We start from the raw sequence: 16769 nt of genomic DNA on the forward strand, positions 1-16769 counted from the left end.
GATCGTCATGCCGGGGCATACCGCCGCCGGAGTGGCGGGAAGTACTGCCTCTGTCGCTTTCCGAGCCGACGTGGCAGCATCCCAGGCAAACCACAAGTTACTGATGGTTAATCAGTTTGGGGGCTGAGGTATGGGAACGGGCAGGCGTGGCCTGATGGCGACCGCGGTGGCCGTGGTCTGCGCGGTCACGGTGCTGGCGGCACCGGGCACGGCGTTCGCGAACCCCACCCCCTCCCCCACCCCCAGCGCGGGCCCGGCACTCGCACCCGCCAAGGACCTCGAGGCCGTCCGCAAGAAGCTCGACCGGCTCTACCGCGCCGCGGGCCGCGCCACCGACGAGTACAACGCCGCCGACGAGAAGGCGGACAAGCAGTCCGCCGAAGTCGTCGCCCTGGCCAAGAAGATCGTCAAGGGCCGGGAGAAGCTCAGGAAGCTCAAGGACCGCGCGGGCGCCGCGGCCGCCGCCCAGTACCGCGGCGGCGGCCTGCCTCCCGAGGCCCATCTGGTGCTGAGCGACGACCCGCAGGACTTCCTCGACGGCGCGGGCCGGGTCCGCGAGGGCCACCACGCGACCAAGGGCCTCCTGGGCGAACTGACCCGCACACAGGCGGACTTGGAGCAGTACGCCAAGGACGCCGCCGCGCAGCTGAAGAAGCTGGAGGCGGGCCGCAAGGCCAAGGCCGCCGCGCAGAAGAAGATCGAGAAGCAGATCGCGCAGGCGGAGAAGCTCGAGTCCGAGCTGCAGAAGGAGGAGCAGGAGCGCCTCGCCGAGCTGGAGAAGGAGGCAGCGAACCGGGCGCAGACCGCCTGGCTCGGCTCCGGCATCCTCGAAGAGATCGACGGCAAGGCCTCCGAGCAGGGCAAGAAGGCCGTGAAGTACGCCACGGCCCAGATCGGCAAGCCGTACCAGTGGGGCGCCGAGGGCCCCAGGACCTACGACTGCTCGGGGCTGACGTCACAGGCCTGGATCTCCGCCGGGCGCGGCATCCCGCGCACCTCCCAGGAGCAATGGAAGCGGCTGCGGCACATCGACATCCAGGACATGCGCCCCGGCGACCTGATCATCTACTTCGACGACGCCAGCCATGTCGGCATGTACATCGGCGACGGGGCGATCGTGCACGCGCCCCGCCCCGGGCGGACCGTGACCATCGCGGGTGCCGGGACCATGCCCATCCTCGGGGTGGTGCGACCGGACGCCGACACCGACGCCGACTGAGCGCGGGCAGCGCCTGAGGGCCGCACGAAGGACCACGAGGGCCGCACACCGGCCAACCGGGGCCCGCGCACCGGACCCAACCGGGCGCCTTCACACCGGACCGGCCGGGCGCCGCCCACCGGCCAATCAGGCGCCGCGCACCGGTTATCGGACATCCATGGTGACCCGCCCCACGTGACCCACCGCACGCCTCGCCCCGAACAAACGGTGCGCTGACGTGACGTTCGTCATCCCCGCAGCATCTCCGAGCTGTCCAACTGCTGCGCATTTCGCGGCATATGACACCGGCCGATGGCACAGCGGCGTGGCTCACACCATTCCAATGCGGCGCCGACACCCGCTATGGTCCCGCTCGGTGGGTCGAGGTCCCTCGCCCCACCGTGCCCTCGGGGGGAGGGAAGGAACCCAAGACGATGCCCGTACCCATACCGCGGCAGAGAGCGATCCCGGCCGCGGAGAGTGGTCAGGCGCAGGCCGCGTCCCCGCGCGGCGGCTCGGCCGAGGAGTCCGCGAAGGACGCCTCGCCCGCCGGCCGCACGCCGGACACCGCCGGGAACAGCACGGACAAGGTGGAGAACAACACCGCCCACACCAACCTGACGCTGCTGCTGATCGAGGACGACCCGGCCGGTTCGCCGATCGTGCCGGACATGCTCGACCAGGCCGGCAAGCCGATCCGCGTCCGCACGGCCCGCAACCTGACGGAGGCCGGCCGGCTGCTGACCGACGACGTCCACTGCATCCTGCTGGATCTGGCGCTGCCCGCGCCGGGCCACAGCGACTCCGCGGACGAGCTCGCCGTGCTCCGGCACGTGCTGGAGCTCGCGCCCCGGCACGCCGTCCTGGCGCTGACCGCCTCCGGTGACGCCGAGCGCGGCGCCGAGGCGGTGCGCGTGGGTGCGCAGGACTACCTCTTCCGCGACGAACTGGACGGCAGGCTGCTGAGCCGGGCGATCCGCTACGCGGTGGAGCGCAAGCGCTCCGAGTCGGCCGAGCGCCGGCTCGCCGAGGGCCGGCTGCGCGCACAGGAGAACCGCCGCCTGGAGCGCGGCCTGCTGCCGACGCCGCTGCTGGAGGGCTCCTCGCTGCGGTTCGCCGCCCGCTACCGCCCCGGCCGCTCGCGCGCGCTGCTCGGCGGCGACTTCTACGACGTGGTCCGCACACCGGACGGCACGGTGCACGCCATGATCGGCGACGTCTGCGGGCACGGCCCGGACGAGGCCGCCCTCGGTGTGGAGCTGCGGATCGCGTGGCGGGCGCTGACGCTGGCGGGCCTGTGCGGCGACCAGCTGCTGGGCACGCTGCAGCAGGTGCTGGAGCACGAGCGGGCCGACGACGAGATCTTCGCGACCCTGTGCACGGTGGACATCGCGCCGGACGGCCGGCGCGCCGGGCTGTGCCTGGCGGGTCACCCGTCGCCGCTGCTGGCCCGCCCGGGCAAGCCGGCCCGTCTGCTGCCGTACGACAACAACGGACCGGCCCTCGGCCTGCTCCCCGGCGCCCGCTGGCCGCGCATGCAGGTGGAGCTGGGCGCCGAGTGGAGCCTGATGCTCTACACCGACGGCCTGATCGAGGGACACATCGGCCGGGGCCGGGAGCGGCTCGGCCAGGACGGCATGACGGAGATGATCCGCCGCCAGTTCGCCGAGGGCCTGCGGGGCGAGAAGCTGCTGCGGGCGGCGGTGAACGAGGTGCGCGACCTCAACGGCGGCGAGCTGACGGACGACGTGGCGGTCCTGCTGCTGGACCGGGTGCCGTAGATCCGGGCAGGGACCGGGGCCGACGTCCTACCGGCCGCCGTTCCACGGGCCGTAGGGGCCGTCGCTGCTGGAGCCGCGCCGACTGCGGCCGCCGCCCGGGAGGGCCCGGATCGCGGGCCGTACGTCGACCATGTACACGATCGTCGCGATGAGGCCGATGATCGGCAGGAACGACAGGATCGAGAAGAGCAGGTTCACCACGAGGGCAAGCCCCAGGACGATCAGCCAGAAGGGCTTGGTCTTCTTGTCGGCCGCGCGGTAGGCGTCCTCCCGGCGCACAGCCGCGTCAAGCAGCGCGAAGGCGCAGAAAACGGTCAGGGCCATGTTCAGAAGCCACATAAACCCTTGGAAGCCCTGCATCAGCACAACGTCCACCACCTGACTCGGCTCGTCCTACGCGGTCACCGTACCCGTACAACGGGCCGGGCACCCCCGGGGTGCCCGGCCCGTGTGGCCATTCCGCCGTACTACTTCGCGGGCGGGGTGGCCTTCTTGGCGGTGGGGGCCTTGCGCGCCGGGGCCTTCTTGGCGGCGGGAACCTTCTTGGCCTGGGCGGCGGCGGCCGGCTTCGCCGGCTCCTCCTTGACCTCGACCGGCTGCGGCTTCGGCTTCGGCTCGACGGCCACGGCCAGCTCCTCGACGCCCTCGGCGACGTCCTCGATGCTGTCGGCGGCCTCGCCGCGCCAGGTCCGCACGGCCTGCTCGCCGTGCTCGGCGACCTTCTCGTAGGTCTCGCGGGCCTTGACGGCGTACTCGGCGGCCACGCCGACGCCGCGCAGCGCGAAGTCCTGGGCGCTCTCGCCGAACTTCTTCAGGTCCGAGTCGATGGTGCTGCCGAGCTTCTTGATGTCGACGTCGATGGAGCCGATGAACTGCGTGACCTTGGTCTGCAGGGTCTCCTGCGTCTCCTTGACGCGAGCGGAGGCCTCCTTGGCCCGGGCGGACGCCTTCTCCTGGACGGCCTTGGTGTCGGTGTTGCGTACGGCGTCGAACCGCGCGGGAGCCTCGGAGCGCAGCTGCTCCACCAGGGCCGGCACCTTCTTGGCCTGCTGAAGGGCGAGGTCGGCGGTACCTGCGGCGAAGTAGAGCGGGGTCGGGTTGCTGAGGGTCTTGCGCAGGTCGTCGGTGATGGCCATGGTGATGGTCCTCCCGGATTCTGTATCGCTTGAGGGTTCGGCTGAGGGTTGTGTGATCCGCGGCGGGCGGCCCATGCCCTGGTCCGGCTCAGCCGGCCGTCTGCTGCGGATCGGTGTCGCTGCCGCCGGTGCTCTCGCGAGTGCGGCGGGTGGCGGTCGTACCGCCGTCGTTCGTGCTGTCGCTGCGTGCGGCGCTCTTGCGGCTGCGGCGCCGGGCGGGCTGACCGCCGTCGGCCGCGCCGGCCGCGGGTATCCCGGTGCCGGGAGCGTCCCCGTCGACACTCACCGCCCCGTCGGCGGTGACGACACCGACGACGCCGGCACCGTCCGCACCGTCGCCGGCGCCGAACCCGTTCTCCTTGCGGAAGGACTCGTAGATCTGCAGCAGCACCTGCTTCTGCCGCTCGTGCAGCGTCGGGTCGGCGAGGATGACGGCGCGCGTCTCCACGTCGTCCCGATCACGCTCGGCGTCGAGGATGCCGGCCCGGACGTACAGCGTCTCGGCGGAGATCCGCAGCGCCTTGGCGACCTGCTGCAGCACCTCCGCGCTCGGCTTGCGCAGCCCGCGCTCGATCTGGCTGAGATACGGATTGGACACCCCGGCGGCGTCGGCGAGCTGCCGCAACGACAGCTGCGCAGTGCGCCGCTGCTCGCGCAGGTAGTCACCGAGGTTGCCGACGTTGAGCGATGCCATGCCTCCACAGTGCAGCACCGCGCTAACTATTGCAAGCACCTGCTTGCAAGAGTGCGCCACAGCACTCGGCTACCAAATGTGCGTCGTGGAGGAATGAGTGTGCAGGCCGCCGCGCGGGAGCGGGCCGAAGAGCGGCATCGGTCGTCAGTCGAGGCCTTCGACGATGCGGAAGTCCCGCTCGAAACCGTCGGGGAGTGCGGCCAGCGCCTTCTGGTAGGCCGCACTCTCGTATGCGGCGACCGCCTGTTCGAAGCTGTCGAACTCGATCAGGACAACGCGCTCGGCGATTCCCACCTCGTGTGCGACGACCCGGCGGCCGACGCCGGCGAGCACCCGCCCGCCTGCGGCCTTGACGGCCAGACCGGCCAGTTCGTTGTAGACATCGAGCCCCTCAGGGTCTGTGATCGTGGGGTAGACGCTGACCCAGTAGCCCTTGGCCACGGTTCCTCCTGTATTCGGAATCTCCTTGAGCGCGCAGACCTCAGCGCATGACCGTACGCACAATCGCTGCCTGGCCGCCGACTCGGATCCGGTGTCCCGTGCGGCCGCGGTGGAAGGTCGCCGTGATGGTGGACGGGCTGCCGAGGTGGTCACCCATGGCGACAGCGAAGCGGTGTGTGCCGAACCCGGCAGCATGCGCTGCCAGGCAGGCCGTGCTGTTGGCGTTGGCGATGTCCTCGGGGACGCCGATCGACGGGGCGAACATCCGGGCTGCTGCCCGGCCGTGTCGGTCCGGGGGCGAGTAGGCGTAGCAGCCCAGCAGACCGTAGCGGTCACAGGCTGCGCGCAACTGGGTTGATTCCGGCGTGAGTTCGGCCAGTGCGGCGCGGGATCGGATGGGCAGCAGAAGCCTCGGCCGCCCGTTCGACGCCACGCAGGCGTCGCCGGCGACCGCGTCCTGCGCCAGTCCGAGGCCGCCTGCGACTGCCCTCAGTTCGGGTCCACCGGCGCTGCGCAGGCTGACCGGGCCCGGGTCGAACGACGCCATGAAGCCGTCACCGTTTCGGCTTGCCCGACCGTCGAAGCTGCGGTGGGCCGTGCGCAGGACGGCGCGGTAGTCGTGGTCGCCGCCTTCCCGTTCGGCGAGCACGGCGAGGGCGGCGACGGTGCCGTGGCCGCAGGCGGGCAGTTCGCACTGGGCGGTGAAGAACCGCAGTGTGTACACGGGCCGACGACGCTCGATTCCGGTCGCGCGGAGGAAGACGGCGTGCGATGTTCCCCACTCCATGGGAATGCGGCGTCGCTCCTCGTCGGTGAACGGCGCATCATCCAGAACGGCGGTCGGGCTGCCACCCGCGCCGTCTCGCTGACACGCGTCGACGACCGCTACCTCGGACATGGCGCCGGGTCGGTGGTCAGCAGCATGGTCAGGCCCGCCTCCGATTCGGTTTCCGAAGCGGTCACAGATGCTAGCGTGTCGGAATTCGAAGCATCAACCCTGGAGAGCCGGACATCCCGACATGGCAGCACCCAGACCTGGAAGTCCTGTTCGCGGCTCGACCACAGGCCGCCCCCTCATGGCCGCACTCGATCTGTTCGGGCGGCGGTGGAGTCTGCGCATCCTGTGGGAGCTTCGCGAGGGTCCGCTCGGATTCCGCCCCTTGCAGAAGCGGTGCGACGACATGTCCTCCAGCGTGATGCGGCAGCGCCTGACCGAGCTGCTGGACGCCCAGGTGATTCAGCAACTACCGGACAGCCGCTACGAGCTCACCCCGCTGGGAGAGGGAGCGCGAGACGCCCTGAACCCCCTCGCCCGCTGGGCGGAACGCTGGGCGGCCACGATCGACCCACAAGGGCCGGACCACACCGACGACCAGTCCGCCGGCCGCGTCCCACATCCGGACACCGTGGGCGACGGGGCACCGGAGAGGGGTTCCGCGTACTGACACCCCGCCTCGGATCGGAGGCGGGGATGGACCGCCGGGTCACGAGGTTGCCGTGGCTCGGTTGCCGCATCAGCGGAAGACGGCGCCATGGTCCGACGCCCACTGCTGGAACGACCTGGCCGCCGTCCCGGTGACCCGAAGAACGGTGTCGTGCACCGTCAGCAGTTCGTCATTGAGGTCCCCGCCCATCAGGTCGAGGACCGCGTCCGCGGTCTCCTCCCCCAGGAACGAAGCCATCTGCCGGTGGGCTTCCTCCCTGCCGATCTCGACGCAGGCCACTTCCCGCCCCGACGCCGCAGCGATGGCCGCGACCTGCTGTCGAACCGTGACGCGTTCCGGCCCGGTCAACGCATATGTCCGCCCTCCATGGCCCGGCTCCGTCAGCGCCACACGGGCCACCGCCGCGATGTCCGCAGGGTGGATGGCGGGCAGCCCGATATCCGCATACGGCGCTCGCACCACGCCCTGATCGCGGATCGACTGCGCCCACCACAGGGTGTTCGAGGCGAACTGCGTCGGCCGCAGGATGGTCCAGGCCATGCCGCTGTCCTTCACCGACTTTTCGACAGCCTGGTTCTCGCGGGCCGCGGGCAGGTGCGGATGAGTCTGTACCGTGATCGACGACACGAGCACCACGTGCTCCACGCCTGTCCGCCGGGCAGCCGCCAGGACCTCCGCTTCAGCCCCGAAGCCGGACAAGAGGAACAGCGAACGCGCTCCCTCCAGTGCGGCCTTCAGGGAGTCCGCCTGGGCGAGATCGCCCTCGACGACCGCGATCCCTTCGGGGAACGAGGCCCGTCGCACATCGCGGGTCAGACCTCGCACCGGTGCGGCACCGGCCAGGTGCAGCTCCCGCAGCAGAGCACTTCCGATGTTCCCGGTCGCGCCGGTCACGAGGATCATCGTCATCTCTTCCTGTCGCCTGCCGGTGATCACGTACACGGCACGCTAAGACCTCGATCTCACTTGAGGTCAAGGATCAGCAGGTCGTCGACCGAGACAGAACGCCTCCGGCCCGCCGCTCAGGCCAGGAACGAGTGAAGGCCGGCCACCGCGAGGGTCTGTTCGGCCTCGTAGGCCTCGAAGGTGCTCACGTGTCGGAAGCCGAGGCGGGCGGCCAGGTCGAGGGAGCGGGTGTTGGCCGTCTGGGTCACGATCAGAACCGGCTGGTCGGGCAGTTCGCAGGCGGCGGCACGCAACGCGGCCGTGGCTGCTTCGAAGGCCAGTCCCCTGCCCCAGGCGGCGCGGCGCAGGACGTAGGTCAGTTCCAGCTCCCCGCCCTCCTCGGTGACGTGTCCGGGGAGGGCGAGGGGGCGTCGGTGGATCAGGAGTACCCCGGCGAGGTCGTCGGTCGTCCGGTCGGCGACCACGAACGTGCCGGGTTCGTCGGTGAGGTGCGCGACGCCCATCGCGTCGAAGTACTGCTCGACCGCGCTCCGCGGCTTCGGGCCACCGAGGTGTAACCGGACCCGGGGATCGGTCTGCAACTCGATGAGCCCGGCCCGGTCGGCGTCGTGCGCCTTGCGCAACCGGAGCCGGGGCGTGGTGATCTCCGTGGCGGACAGGGTGGGTGAGGTGGCCGCCCGGGCCAGGGGATCCGGTGTGTTCGGTTCGTTCCGTGTGTTCGGCGAGGTCATGGGTCCCATCCTGACCGGGCCGACCGCCTCATTCGGGCTCGGCGAGCCCCCCGACGATGCAGAAGGGATGCCCGGCCGGGTCGATGAGCACCCGCCATCGGTCCGCGTTGGGCTGATGCTCCGGCTTGCCGGCGCCCAGCTTCAGCAGCCGCGTCTCCGTCTCGTCCAGATCCACGACCCGGAAACAGCAGTGCAGCTGCTGGGGAACGGCAGGGTCGGGCCAGCCGGGCGGCCGGTGGTCGTCGACTCGCTGGAAGCCGAGGGAGAGGCCGTTCTCCCCCTCCAGCGCGGCGAAGTCGGCGTCCGACTTCGGGTGCAGTTCCAGTCCGGTGGCCTGCTGGTAGAACGCCGCCAGGGCGAGCGGGTCGGCGCAGTCCAGGGTGATCGCGATCAGCTTCATCCGGCAAGCACCTCCTGGCAGTCCGTCCAGGCGGGTTCGCTCAGCAGGGGACGGATACGGGTGAAGAGGCTGAGGAGTTCGGGGCCCCACCGGTCGCGGAAGGCGGAGTCGAGGCGGGCGAGGTCTAGCTCGTTGGCGGCGGACAACTCGGCGAAGTCCCGCCGCGCCTGCGGCTCCGGGGTGTGGCTCCGGCCGGTGAACCGGTCGTGGAACGGACCATCGGCCTCCGCCAACGTCGGATACGTGGCCCCGCGGTCGCACGACGCGTACAGATACACCAGAGCCTCGGCCTCGGATCCGACAGCCGCTGCGAGATCGTCACGGCGATCCAGGGGCAGCAGAGCGTCCGGAAAGCCGTCGGTGCCGTAGAACGCGTGGCACAGACCTGCCAGTTGGAGGGCCGGGCGGGCGCCCCACTCGGCGAGTTGTCTCTGTACCCGCGTGAGGTGGGCGAGGAGGGTGCCGCCCGGGTGGGCGATGTCCGCCGCGCCGAGCTCGCTCAGGAGCGTGACGGCCGGACCGGGGTCAGCGAGGGAGACTGGCACGGAGGAAGTCCTTCCCGCGGTGGTCGATGGCGGCAACCATCAAATCGGTGGACGGGCCGGGCCGGCCATCGGTTTGATCCACGCCATGACGACTTCACGGCAAGCCCTGGTCCGGGCCGCCGCCCGGAACAACGCCGAGTGGTGTGCGGCGATGTGCCGGGCGCACGGGGTGAAGGACGAGTTCGGGGCCGACGCCTGGGCCGCCCCGGTGCGGACGCCGCTCTTCTACCCCGATGCCGTGACGCTGGGGTCGGACGCCGACCCCGGCGCGCTCACCGCCCGGATCGACACGGCCTCGCCGGGCGCCTCGGTCAAGGACAGCTTCGCCGACCTCGACCTGGCGGAGGCCGGGTTCCGGGTGCTTTTCGAGGGACAGTGGATCCACCGGCCCGCCGGGGCGGCGACGGCCGCACCGGATCTCGAATGGGACGTGGCGGGCGACCCGGACACGCTGCGCGCCTGGGCACTGGCCTGGGACGACGGGGCGGGGAACGCGGACCTGTTCCGGCCTGGACTGCTCGCCGAGCCGGAGACCTTCGTGATCCTGGGACGCGCCGCCGGTGACACCGAGGGCGCAGTGGTCGCCGGAGCGGTCGCGAGCCGCAGCGAGCAAGTGGTCGGCGTCTCCAACGTCTTCGCCCGGGACGGTGGGCCCGACGCCGCCTGGCCGCTCGTCCTACACGCGCTCGCCGGTCTCTTCCCCACCCTGCCCGTCGTCGGCTACGAGCAGGGTGACGACCTGACGGTCGCCCTCCGGCACGGTTTCGAGCCGGTGGGGACGTTGCGGGTGTGGACGCACTCCGGTCAGCACGGACCGCGCGACTGACCTCAGGTCACCGCCAGAAGACCTCCCCGACCACGATCTGAGGATCCTCGACGCGGCGGATGAAGGTGTAGGTCATCCAGCCGTGCCCGCTGTCGAAGAGGAGGAGGATGCGGGGCCCCTTCGGCCTGCTGGACTCAAGCGGCCGGACCTGCATGCCGTCGGGAAGATCAGCGTCAGCCTCGATGCCTCGGAAGTAGGGGGTCCTTTGCCGTGACCAGCTCGGCCCGTGCGGCGTCAACAGTCTTCCGCACGTTCTCCGGCAGGGTGTCGCGGGCGGCCTGGGCCTTGAGCGTCCAGTCCATCTGCCACGGCGGACCCATGAATCCGTCGTCGGTCACTGGCCGGGCTCCAGCCGCCGCACCTGGTGTCGGATATTGGATGCCTCTTCGAGGAGCGCCTTGGCCTCGGCGATGTCGGTGGCCTCCGCCGCGCGGTGTTCGAGATCGGTCACGTGGCCGTCGAGCTTCGGGTCGCGGGCGATCGCGTACTGACCCCACCAGCGGGCCATGAATGCGGGCACCGTGCTGATGTCGTACGCGTCGGCGACAGCCCACTTCCAGTGCTCGTCGAAGTCGGCAAGGAGCTGGGGGGCGTGCTCCACGATCGCCTCGCGCAGGGCCTTCGGGGTCCGTTCGGGCATGGGCGGGACACTCGGTGTCGGTTCGGCGGCGTGGGCAGTCATGGCCGGTGAACTCCTTCAGGCACTCGGCGAGACGGAGGCCTGCGAAACGGACCTCCGTGTATGGCGAGGCCGGGTCGTCCAGCACCTTGCGGGCGAGGCCGAGCACGTCGGTGCCGGTGACGAGCTGGACGGCTTCCAAGTCGTCGGCGAGACGGGAGAGATAGCTGCCGTCGTCGTCGGTCACCAGGTAGCAGGGTTTGCCTTCTGGGGACAGCCAGGGCAGAAGCCTGGGTGGTGCCTGACCGGCGGGGCGTTCCATCAGGCGGCCGCCTTCGCCCGCCAGCATCAGCCGGCCTCCGGGCGCGAGGGTGCGGTGGAACTCCGCGAACACGGTCGGCAGCCACTGCGGCGGGGTGTGGTGGGTGGAGTAGTACGCCAGGATGCCGCCGAGTTCGCCGCTGCCGATCTCCAGTGCGGTCATCGAGCCGACGGTGAAGCGGAGTTCCGGGTACGCCGCCCGGGCCAGTTCGATCATTCTCGGCGACACGTCCACGCCGAACACCGGCACTCCGAGGGCGGCCAGGTGTGCCGTCACCTTGCCGGGGCCGCAGCCCAGATCGGCGACCGGCCCGAGGGAAGCCGTGAGTTCGGCGAAGGCGGCCAGCAGGCAGCGGGAGACCGGGTCCAGCTCGGCCGGTTCCGGCACGAGTCGGGCGTAGGCGGCGGCGACGGTGTCGTAGGACTCGCGGACGGCGGTGACGTGGGAGGGCTCGGTCATCCCGCGAAGGTAGGCGACGGCACTGACACGCCACGGCAGAGAGGTTCATGGCACTTGCCTAAAGGCTTTAGGCAGATGCACACTATCTTCAGGCAGAAGGGAGCGACCTCATGGCACGCGTGGGACTGACGCCGGAGCGGCTGACCGAGGCAGGCGCGGAACTCGCCGACGAGGTCGGCTTCGACCAGGTCACCGTCTCGGCACTCGCGCGGCGGTTCGACGTCAAGGTCGCGAGCCTGTACTCGCATGTGCGCAACTCCCAGGACCTGAAGACCAGGATCGCCCTGCTCGCTCTCACCGAACTCGCCGACCGGGCCGCCGACGCCCTGGCCGGACGGGCCGGCAAGGACGCCCTGTCCGCTCTGGCGAACGTGTACCGCGACTACGCCCGGGAACACCCCGGCCGCTACGCCGCCGCCCAACTGCGGCTCGACCCGCAGAGGGCAGCCGCGAGCGCCGGCGTCCGGCACGCGCAGATGACCCGGGCACTGCTGCGCGGCTACGACCTCACGGAACCGGACCAGACCCACGCCGTCCGGCTGCTCGGCAGCGTCTTCCACGGCTACGTCAGCCTGGAGCTCGGCGGCGGTTTCAGCCACAGCGCCCCGGACACCGAGGAGACCTGGGCCCGGATCCTCGACGCCCTCGACACGCTGCTGCGGAACTGGCCCGCGGCCCCCACCGACCCCCGAGGCTGACACCCATGCACACCGAGCACGACTGGATCACCACGCCCGTCACCGCGGACCTGCTGCGCGGCGCCCTCGACGTGGAGCGCACCGAGCACGGCCTGCTCCCCCACCGCCTGCCGGCCCGGGCCCGCGCGCAGAACACCAACGCGCAGCTGGCGATGGCCGAGGCCCAGCCCTCCGGCGTACGGCTGGTGTTCCGTACCGCCGCGACGGCCGTCGAACTGGACACCCTGCGCACCAAGCGCGACTACACCGGCTTCCCGTCGCGCCCGGACGGCCTGTACGACCTGCTCGTCGACGGCAGCCCCGCCGGGCAGGCCGCCGGGACCGACGGCAACGTCCTGACCGTCGACCTGGCCACCTGGGAGGGTGAGTTCACGTCCGGCCCGGTCGGCACGGTCCGCTTCACGGGCCTGCCCGCGCGGGACAAGGACGTCGAGATCTGGCTGCCGCACAACGAGACCACCGAGCTGGTCGCCCTGCGCACGGACGCCCCCGTGACGCCCGTGCCGGAGCGGGGGCGCCGGGTGTGGCTGCACCACGGCAGCTCGATCAGCCACGGCTCCGACGCCGCGAGCCCCACGGCCATCTGGCCCGCGATCGCCGCGCTGCGGGGCGGTGTGGAGCTGGTCAACCTCGGCTTCGGCGGCAGCGCGATGCTCGACCCGTTCACCGCGCGCGCGATGCGGGACACCCCGGCCGACCTGATCAGCGTCAAGATGGGCATCAACATCGTCAACCAGGACGCGATGCGGCTGCGCGCGTTCGGTCCCGCCGTGCACGGTTTCCTCGACACGATCCGCGACGGCCACCCGGACACCCCGCTGCTGCTGGTCTCCCCCATCCACTGCGCCATCCACGAGGACACACCCGGCCCGACCGCCCCGGACCGCGACGAGATCGGCAAGGGCCGTCTGGTCTTCGCCGCCATGGGCGACCCGGCGGAGACGCCCCTGGGCAAACTCACCCTCACCGTCATCCGCGAGGAACTGGCGCGCATCGTCGAACAGCGCGCCGCCGACGACCCGAACCTGCACTACCTGGACGGCCTCGACCTCTACGGCGCGAAGGACGCCGCCGCCCACCCCCTGCCCGACCACGTCCACCCGGACGCTGCCACCCACCGTCACATCGGCGACCGCTTCCACGAGCTGGCCTTCGGGGACGAAGGGCCCTTCGCCGCGGCATAGCGACCGGCCGACGGGGCCGACCGGCCGCGGGGAGGCCGGTCAGTCCTCGAAGCCCTGGTCCGCCAGGATCGCGACGATGCGGGCGCGGTGGGCCGACTCCCAGTCGTCCAGGGACTGGGCGGCCTCCTTGGCGAGCTTGTCCCTGGCCGCGGCCAGGACCTCCTCGCGCCGGGCTCCGGGGACGACCACGACTCCCTCCTCGTCGGCGACGACCGTGTCGCCCGCCTCGACCCCGACCCCGCCGCAGCGCACCCGCTCGTTCAGCGGCCGTGCGGCCGACTTGGTGCCGGGGATGGGGACGACCCCGCGGGCGAACACCGGGAAGCGCATGTCCCGGACCTCGGCGAGGTCGCGGATCAGCCCGTCGGCGACGAACGCGGTGATGCCCCGGCGCCGGGCGACGGCGCACACGTTGCCGCCGGCCAGGGCGTAGTCGAGGTCGCCCGACTCCACGACGACGACGGAACCGGGCCCGGCCCGGTGGATCGCGGCGTGCAGCATCAGGTTGTCGCCGGGAGGGCACCGTACGGTGAAGGCCGGTCCGGCCACCCGCGGCACCGGCCCCCACAGCGGCCGGATCCCGATGTCCATGACCTGCCCGCGGCCCAGCAGATCGGCCAGCGTGGTCGTGGGTATCTCCGTGAACGCGTCGACGTCGGTCATGACAGGGGACCCTAGCGGTCGGGCACTCCCCTAGAACGGCAGTGGCCTTCCCCGCACCACCTCCAGCCGTGACACCGCCCGGGTCAGCACCACGTACAGCCGGTGCAGCCCCCGTTCCTCCGCCTCGGCGATCGCCGCGGGCTCGACGGCCACGACCTGGTCGTACTCCAGGCCCTTGACCACGCTCGCCGGCACCAGTGCGACCCGCGCGCCCAGTTCGTCCGGGCCCGCCGTCTCGACACCGGCCGCGTCCAGAGCCGCCCGCACCCGGGGAACGTCCGCGTCCGCCGCGACGACCCCGACCGAGCCCTCCCGCCCCAGCGCCTCCCGTACGGCCGCCACGACCGCCCCGGGCACGCCGTCCACGGTCGTCTCCCGCATCCGCAACTCCCCGTCCCCGCGCAGCGAACGGGCGGCCGGCACGTCCACCTCCAGCCGCTCCAGCAGCCGGTTGGCCAGCCCCACGACCGCACGCGGCACCCGGAACCCGGTGGTCAGGGCGATCACGTCCGCGTCCGGTTTCCCCAGGTGCGCGAGGACCGTACGCCACGACCGCGCCGCCCACGGTGTCGTCCCCTGCGCCAGATCGCCGAGCACGGTCAGCGAACCGAAGCGGGCCCGGCGTGCCACGGCCCGGCACTCCATCGGGGACAGGTCCTGCGCCTCGTCGACGACGACGTGCCCGTACCCCTCGGGATGCGCGATCAGCCCGGCGACCTCGTCGAGCAGCACCAGATCGGCGGCCGAGAAGCGCGCCGACTTCCAGGACCGGGGCGGACGCTGCCACAGCAGCGCCCGCTGCTCACCGGGGTCGAGAATCCCCTCCGCGGCCGCCGCCAGCACGCCCTCGTCGCCGAGCAGTTCCGCCACGACCTCCTCGGGCCGCACCCGCGGCCACACGGCATCGAGGTACGCCGACACCGGCCGCGCCCGCTCGATCCGCCGCACCCAGGCGGCGGTGGGCGGCCCGGCCCGCCGCTCGGCCTGCTCGCGCAGACACCGCACGATCCGCGCCCGCACCCGCTCCCGCCCGACCTCGTACGGCGGTTCCTCCTGCCGCACCCGGTCCACGATCTCCGCGAGCACCCCCGCCGGGACCCGCCACCGGTACGACCCGTCCGGCACGGCCAGCGACGCCCCGCCCCCGTCGGGGCGCACCCGCGCGTACAGCGCCCGGCGCAGCACCTCGGCCATCCGGGCGTCGTGCTTCACGACCGCGGCCGGCTCCTCGTCCACGCCACGGACCGGGCACCGGGCGATCTCCTCCCCCAGGGTCGACTGCCGCACCCCGGTCTCCCCGAGCGCCGGCAGCACCTCGGCGATGTACGAGAGGAAGGTGCGGTTGGGTCCGAGGATCAGCAGGCCGCCTCGCCGGATGCGCTGCGGGTGCGTGTAGAGCAGGTACGCGGCCCGGTGCAGCCCGACAGCGGTCTTGCCGGTGCCCGGCGCGCCCTGCACGCACACCGACACCGCCAGGTCGGCCCGCACGAGGTCGTCCTGCTCGGGCTGGATCGTCGCGGCGATGTCCCGCATGGGGCCGACCCGGGGCCGTTCGATCTCCCGGGCGACGATCTCGCTGTCGCGTGTCTCCCCCCGCTCCAGGTGCTCGTCCTCCAGGCCGGTCAGGTCCGCGGAGTCGCCCCGGCTGCCGGGCGCCCAGCCGAACCGCCGCCGCACGGCGACGCCCTGCGGGTCGCGCGCCGAGGCCTGGTAGAAGGCGCGCGAGACGGGCGCACGCCAGTCGACGACGAGGGGCGGTTCGGCCGGGTGCTCGGAGATCCGCAGCCGGCCGATGTGCAACGGCCCGTCCCCGCTCTCCAGAGCCCCGAAGAACAACGGCCCCTCGGGCAGTTCCCGCAGCGCCTTCGCCCGGCTGCGCAGCCGGTACCCGAGGACTTCGGCATCGGCCCCGGACGCGGACACGTCCTCGCCGATGACGACCTGTTCACCGGCGCCCTCGACCATCGCGGCGAGGGCGGTCCGGCAGCGCTCGTGGTGGGCGCGTTCGGTGGCGAGGGCGTGCTGGAGGGCGGGCTCGGTCGAGGTCATTCCACCGAGCGTACGCGAAAATGTGACTGAGTTAAATAAGTTACCGAATCTCACTACGGAGGTGCGGCGGCAGCCCGGCCGCGAGCCGTCCGAACGCCCGCTCCGCGTCCGCCACCGCGTCCGGCCGCACGTCCGCCACCCGCTCCCCCGCCGCGATCCGCCGCCAGTTCTCCAGTGCGAGCACCCGCAGCACGGCCATGATCTGCCCGGCCGCCAGCCGCGCGTCCAGATCACCCCCGAGCACCTCGGCGAGCGCGGCCTCCGACCGCTCCTGGTGCGCGTACGCCCGGGCGACCAGGGAGGGCGTCCCGTACAGCAGGGCGTGGAAGGCGAGCACCTCGGGATGGTCGTTGAGCCCGGTCACCGGATCCCCCCGCTCCAGCCCGGCCACGAAGTGCCGCCGCAACGCCTCGACGGGCGCGGTCCCGGCCTCCGCCACCACCCGGGCGGCCTCCCCCTCGTGATCGGCGATCCGGTACAGCACCAGATCCTCCTTGGCCGGGAAGTACCGGAACAGCGTCGGCTTGGAGATCTCGGCCGCCGCCGCCACCTCCGCGACGGACACCGCGTCGAACCCCTTCTCCAGGAAGAGCCGCACGGCGATGTCCGACACGGTCTCGTACATCCGCTGCTTCTTGCGCTCACGCAGGCCGGGAGTGCTCATGCCCGGGA

At 71.8% G+C, this 16769-nt stretch carries 21 protein-coding genes and 1 pseudogene; 6 read left to right on the plus strand and 16 right to left on the minus strand.

Features of this window, described 5'->3' with window-relative positions:
• Positions 1–130 precede the first annotated feature (130 nt).
• Positions 131–1219, plus strand: coding sequence for a C40 family peptidase (locus ADK65_RS16180; RefSeq protein WP_053670854.1), 1089 nt, complete (start codon positions 131–133; stop codon positions 1217–1219).
• 413 nt (positions 1220–1632) lie between these two features.
• Complete coding sequence (locus tag ADK65_RS16185; protein ID WP_053670855.1) at positions 1633–2979, plus strand: PP2C family protein-serine/threonine phosphatase; 1347 nt, start codon at positions 1633–1635, stop codon at positions 2977–2979.
• A gap of 27 nt (positions 2980–3006) precedes the next feature.
• On the opposite strand, the gene ADK65_RS16190 is transcribed toward ADK65_RS16185, so the two are convergent.
• The 5 genes from ADK65_RS16190 to ADK65_RS16210 all read right to left on the minus strand — a co-directional run bounded on the left by ADK65_RS16190 (position 3007) and on the right by ADK65_RS16210 (position 6148).
• The gene (locus ADK65_RS16190) at positions 3007–3339 is read right to left on the minus strand and encodes a DUF2516 family protein (RefSeq protein WP_078956009.1); all 333 of its coding nucleotides are present in this window, start codon (positions 3337–3339) and stop codon (positions 3007–3009) included.
• Between the two features lie 107 nt (positions 3340–3446).
• A complete protein-coding gene (locus ADK65_RS16195; RefSeq protein WP_053670856.1) occupies positions 3447–4115 on the minus strand; it encodes a hypothetical protein in 669 nt (222 codons plus the stop codon).
• 88 nt (positions 4116–4203) lie between these two features.
• Positions 4204–4809, minus strand: a complete 606-nt coding sequence (locus tag ADK65_RS16200; RefSeq protein ID WP_053670857.1) for a helix-turn-helix domain-containing protein — start codon at positions 4807–4809, stop codon at positions 4204–4206.
• Positions 4810–4953: 144 nt separating this feature from the next.
• Positions 4954–5250, minus strand: coding sequence for a DUF1330 domain-containing protein (locus tag ADK65_RS16205; protein WP_053670858.1), 297 nt, complete (start codon positions 5248–5250; stop codon positions 4954–4956).
• A 40-nt stretch (positions 5251–5290) separates the two neighbouring features.
• Positions 5291–6148 carry a PhzF family phenazine biosynthesis protein gene (locus ADK65_RS16210; protein ID WP_053670859.1) on the minus strand — a complete coding sequence of 286 codons (858 nt, stop codon included), beginning with the start codon at positions 6146–6148 and terminating at the stop codon, positions 5291–5293.
• A 178-nt stretch (positions 6149–6326) separates the two neighbouring features.
• Between ADK65_RS16210 and ADK65_RS16215 the strand changes: the two genes are divergently transcribed.
• Entirely contained in the window at positions 6327–6695 is a 369-nt protein-coding gene (locus ADK65_RS16215) for a winged helix-turn-helix transcriptional regulator (RefSeq protein WP_053670860.1), read from the plus strand.
• Positions 6696–6764: 69 nt separating this feature from the next.
• Here the strand turns inward: ADK65_RS16215 and ADK65_RS16220 are convergent, their stop codons facing one another.
• The 4 genes from ADK65_RS16220 to ADK65_RS16235 form a co-directional block, all read right to left on the minus strand.
• On the minus strand, positions 6765–7598 hold the full coding sequence (locus ADK65_RS16220; RefSeq protein WP_053670944.1) for an NAD(P)H-binding protein: 834 nt from the start codon (positions 7596–7598) through the stop codon (positions 6765–6767).
• 119 nt (positions 7599–7717) lie between these two features.
• Complete coding sequence (locus tag ADK65_RS16225) at positions 7718–8332, minus strand: GNAT family N-acetyltransferase (protein ID WP_078955998.1); 615 nt, start codon at positions 8330–8332, stop codon at positions 7718–7720.
• 28 nt (positions 8333–8360) lie between these two features.
• On the minus strand, positions 8361–8732 hold the full coding sequence (locus ADK65_RS16230) for a VOC family protein (RefSeq protein WP_053670861.1): 372 nt from the start codon (positions 8730–8732) through the stop codon (positions 8361–8363).
• Positions 8729–9277, minus strand: coding sequence for a DUF6817 domain-containing protein (locus ADK65_RS16235; RefSeq protein WP_053670862.1), 549 nt, complete (start codon positions 9275–9277; stop codon positions 8729–8731). Before ADK65_RS16235 ends, ADK65_RS16230 begins: the two co-directional genes overlap by 4 nt.
• Before the next feature lie 85 nt (positions 9278–9362).
• On the opposite strand from ADK65_RS16235, the gene ADK65_RS16240 reads away from it, so the two are divergent.
• Positions 9363–10103 (plus strand): hypothetical protein, encoded by a 741-nt coding sequence (locus ADK65_RS16240; protein ID WP_053670946.1) that lies wholly within the window; start codon positions 9363–9365, stop codon positions 10101–10103.
• 7 nt (positions 10104–10110) lie between these two features.
• On the opposite strand, the gene ADK65_RS39285 is transcribed toward ADK65_RS16240, so the two are convergent.
• The 4 genes and pseudogenes from ADK65_RS39285 to ADK65_RS37170 all read right to left on the minus strand — a co-directional run.
• Positions 10111–10257 carry a hypothetical protein gene (locus ADK65_RS39285; protein ID WP_234352889.1) on the minus strand — a complete coding sequence of 49 codons (147 nt, stop codon included), beginning with the start codon at positions 10255–10257 and terminating at the stop codon, positions 10111–10113.
• A 19-nt stretch (positions 10258–10276) separates the two neighbouring features.
• The gene (locus ADK65_RS39290) at positions 10277–10441 is read right to left on the minus strand and encodes a hypothetical protein (protein ID WP_234352896.1); all 165 of its coding nucleotides are present in this window, start codon (positions 10439–10441) and stop codon (positions 10277–10279) included.
• Positions 10438–10785 (minus strand): hypothetical protein, encoded by a 348-nt coding sequence (locus ADK65_RS16250; RefSeq protein ID WP_053670863.1) that lies wholly within the window; start codon positions 10783–10785, stop codon positions 10438–10440. The genes ADK65_RS39290 and ADK65_RS16250 overlap by 4 nt, the downstream gene beginning before the upstream one ends.
• Positions 10786–11050: 265 nt before the next feature.
• Positions 11051–11503, minus strand: a pseudogene (locus tag ADK65_RS37170) (class I SAM-dependent methyltransferase); the annotation flags it as partial.
• Positions 11504–11613: 110 nt separating this feature from the next.
• On the opposite strand from ADK65_RS37170, the gene ADK65_RS16260 reads away from it, so the two are divergent.
• Both ADK65_RS16260 and ADK65_RS16265 read left to right on the plus strand, forming a co-directional pair.
• On the plus strand, positions 11614–12201 hold the full coding sequence (locus ADK65_RS16260; RefSeq protein WP_053670865.1) for a TetR/AcrR family transcriptional regulator: 588 nt from the start codon (positions 11614–11616) through the stop codon (positions 12199–12201).
• A gap of 5 nt (positions 12202–12206) precedes the next feature.
• Positions 12207–13385 (plus strand): GDSL-type esterase/lipase family protein, encoded by a 1179-nt coding sequence (locus ADK65_RS16265; protein ID WP_053670866.1) that lies wholly within the window; start codon positions 12207–12209, stop codon positions 13383–13385.
• Positions 13386–13424: 39 nt separating this feature from the next.
• Here the strand turns inward: ADK65_RS16265 and ADK65_RS16270 are convergent, their stop codons facing one another.
• From ADK65_RS16270 to ADK65_RS16280, 3 genes are read right to left on the minus strand one after another with little or no spacing between them, the layout of a single operon-like run.
• Positions 13425–14048 (minus strand): RraA family protein, encoded by a 624-nt coding sequence (locus ADK65_RS16270; RefSeq protein ID WP_053670867.1) that lies wholly within the window; start codon positions 14046–14048, stop codon positions 13425–13427.
• Positions 14049–14078: 30 nt separating this feature from the next.
• On the minus strand, positions 14079–16097 hold the full coding sequence (locus ADK65_RS16275) for a HelD family protein (RefSeq protein ID WP_053670868.1): 2019 nt from the start codon (positions 16095–16097) through the stop codon (positions 14079–14081).
• Between the two features lie 40 nt (positions 16098–16137).
• The gene (locus ADK65_RS16280; RefSeq protein ID WP_053670869.1) at positions 16138–16761 is read right to left on the minus strand and encodes a TetR family transcriptional regulator; all 624 of its coding nucleotides are present in this window, start codon (positions 16759–16761) and stop codon (positions 16138–16140) included.
• Between the last annotated feature and the right edge of the window lie 8 nt (positions 16762–16769).

This window comes from Streptomyces sp. NRRL B-1140, from assembly GCF_001280065.1.
Classification (GTDB): Bacteria; Actinomycetota; Actinomycetes; order Streptomycetales; family Streptomycetaceae; genus Streptomyces.

What these genes read in the sequence shown, in the direction of transcription:
- ADK65_RS16180 (WP_053670854.1), top strand. Translation starts at nt 131, where the DNA reads ATGGGAACGGGCAGGCGTGGCCTGATGGCGACCGCGGTGGCCGTGGTC.
- ADK65_RS16185 (WP_053670855.1), top strand. Translation starts at nt 1,633, where the DNA reads ATGCCCGTACCCATACCGCGGCAGAGAGCGATCCCGGCCGCGGAGAGT.
- ADK65_RS16190 (WP_078956009.1), bottom strand. Translation starts at nt 3,339, where the DNA reads ATGCAGGGCTTCCAAGGGTTTATGTGGCTTCTGAACATGGCCCTGACC.
- ADK65_RS16195 (WP_053670856.1), bottom strand. Translation starts at nt 4,115, where the DNA reads ATGGCCATCACCGACGACCTGCGCAAGACCCTCAGCAACCCGACCCCG.
- ADK65_RS16200 (WP_053670857.1), bottom strand. Translation starts at nt 4,809, where the DNA reads ATGGCATCGCTCAACGTCGGCAACCTCGGTGACTACCTGCGCGAGCAG.
- ADK65_RS16210 (WP_053670859.1), bottom strand. Translation starts at nt 6,148, where the DNA reads ATGTCCGAGGTAGCGGTCGTCGACGCGTGTCAGCGAGACGGCGCGGGT.
- ADK65_RS16215 (WP_053670860.1), top strand. Translation starts at nt 6,327, where the DNA reads ATGGCCGCACTCGATCTGTTCGGGCGGCGGTGGAGTCTGCGCATCCTG.
- ADK65_RS16220 (WP_053670944.1), bottom strand. Translation starts at nt 7,598, where the DNA reads ATGATCCTCGTGACCGGCGCGACCGGGAACATCGGAAGTGCTCTGCTG.
- ADK65_RS16225 (WP_078955998.1), bottom strand. Translation starts at nt 8,332, where the DNA reads ATGACCTCGCCGAACACACGGAACGAACCGAACACACCGGATCCCCTG.
- ADK65_RS16230 (WP_053670861.1), bottom strand. Translation starts at nt 8,732, where the DNA reads ATGAAGCTGATCGCGATCACCCTGGACTGCGCCGACCCGCTCGCCCTG.
- ADK65_RS16240 (WP_053670946.1), top strand. Translation starts at nt 9,363, where the DNA reads ATGACGACTTCACGGCAAGCCCTGGTCCGGGCCGCCGCCCGGAACAAC.
- ADK65_RS39285 (WP_234352889.1), bottom strand. Translation starts at nt 10,257, where the DNA reads ATGCAGGTCCGGCCGCTTGAGTCCAGCAGGCCGAAGGGGCCCCGCATC.
- ADK65_RS16250 (WP_053670863.1), bottom strand. Translation starts at nt 10,785, where the DNA reads ATGACTGCCCACGCCGCCGAACCGACACCGAGTGTCCCGCCCATGCCC.
- ADK65_RS16260 (WP_053670865.1), top strand. Translation starts at nt 11,614, where the DNA reads ATGGCACGCGTGGGACTGACGCCGGAGCGGCTGACCGAGGCAGGCGCG.
- ADK65_RS16265 (WP_053670866.1), top strand. Translation starts at nt 12,207, where the DNA reads ATGCACACCGAGCACGACTGGATCACCACGCCCGTCACCGCGGACCTG.
- ADK65_RS16270 (WP_053670867.1), bottom strand. Translation starts at nt 14,048, where the DNA reads ATGACCGACGTCGACGCGTTCACGGAGATACCCACGACCACGCTGGCC.
- ADK65_RS16275 (WP_053670868.1), bottom strand. Translation starts at nt 16,097, where the DNA reads ATGACCTCGACCGAGCCCGCCCTCCAGCACGCCCTCGCCACCGAACGC.
- ADK65_RS16280 (WP_053670869.1), bottom strand. Translation starts at nt 16,761, where the DNA reads ATGAGCACTCCCGGCCTGCGTGAGCGCAAGAAGCAGCGGATGTACGAG.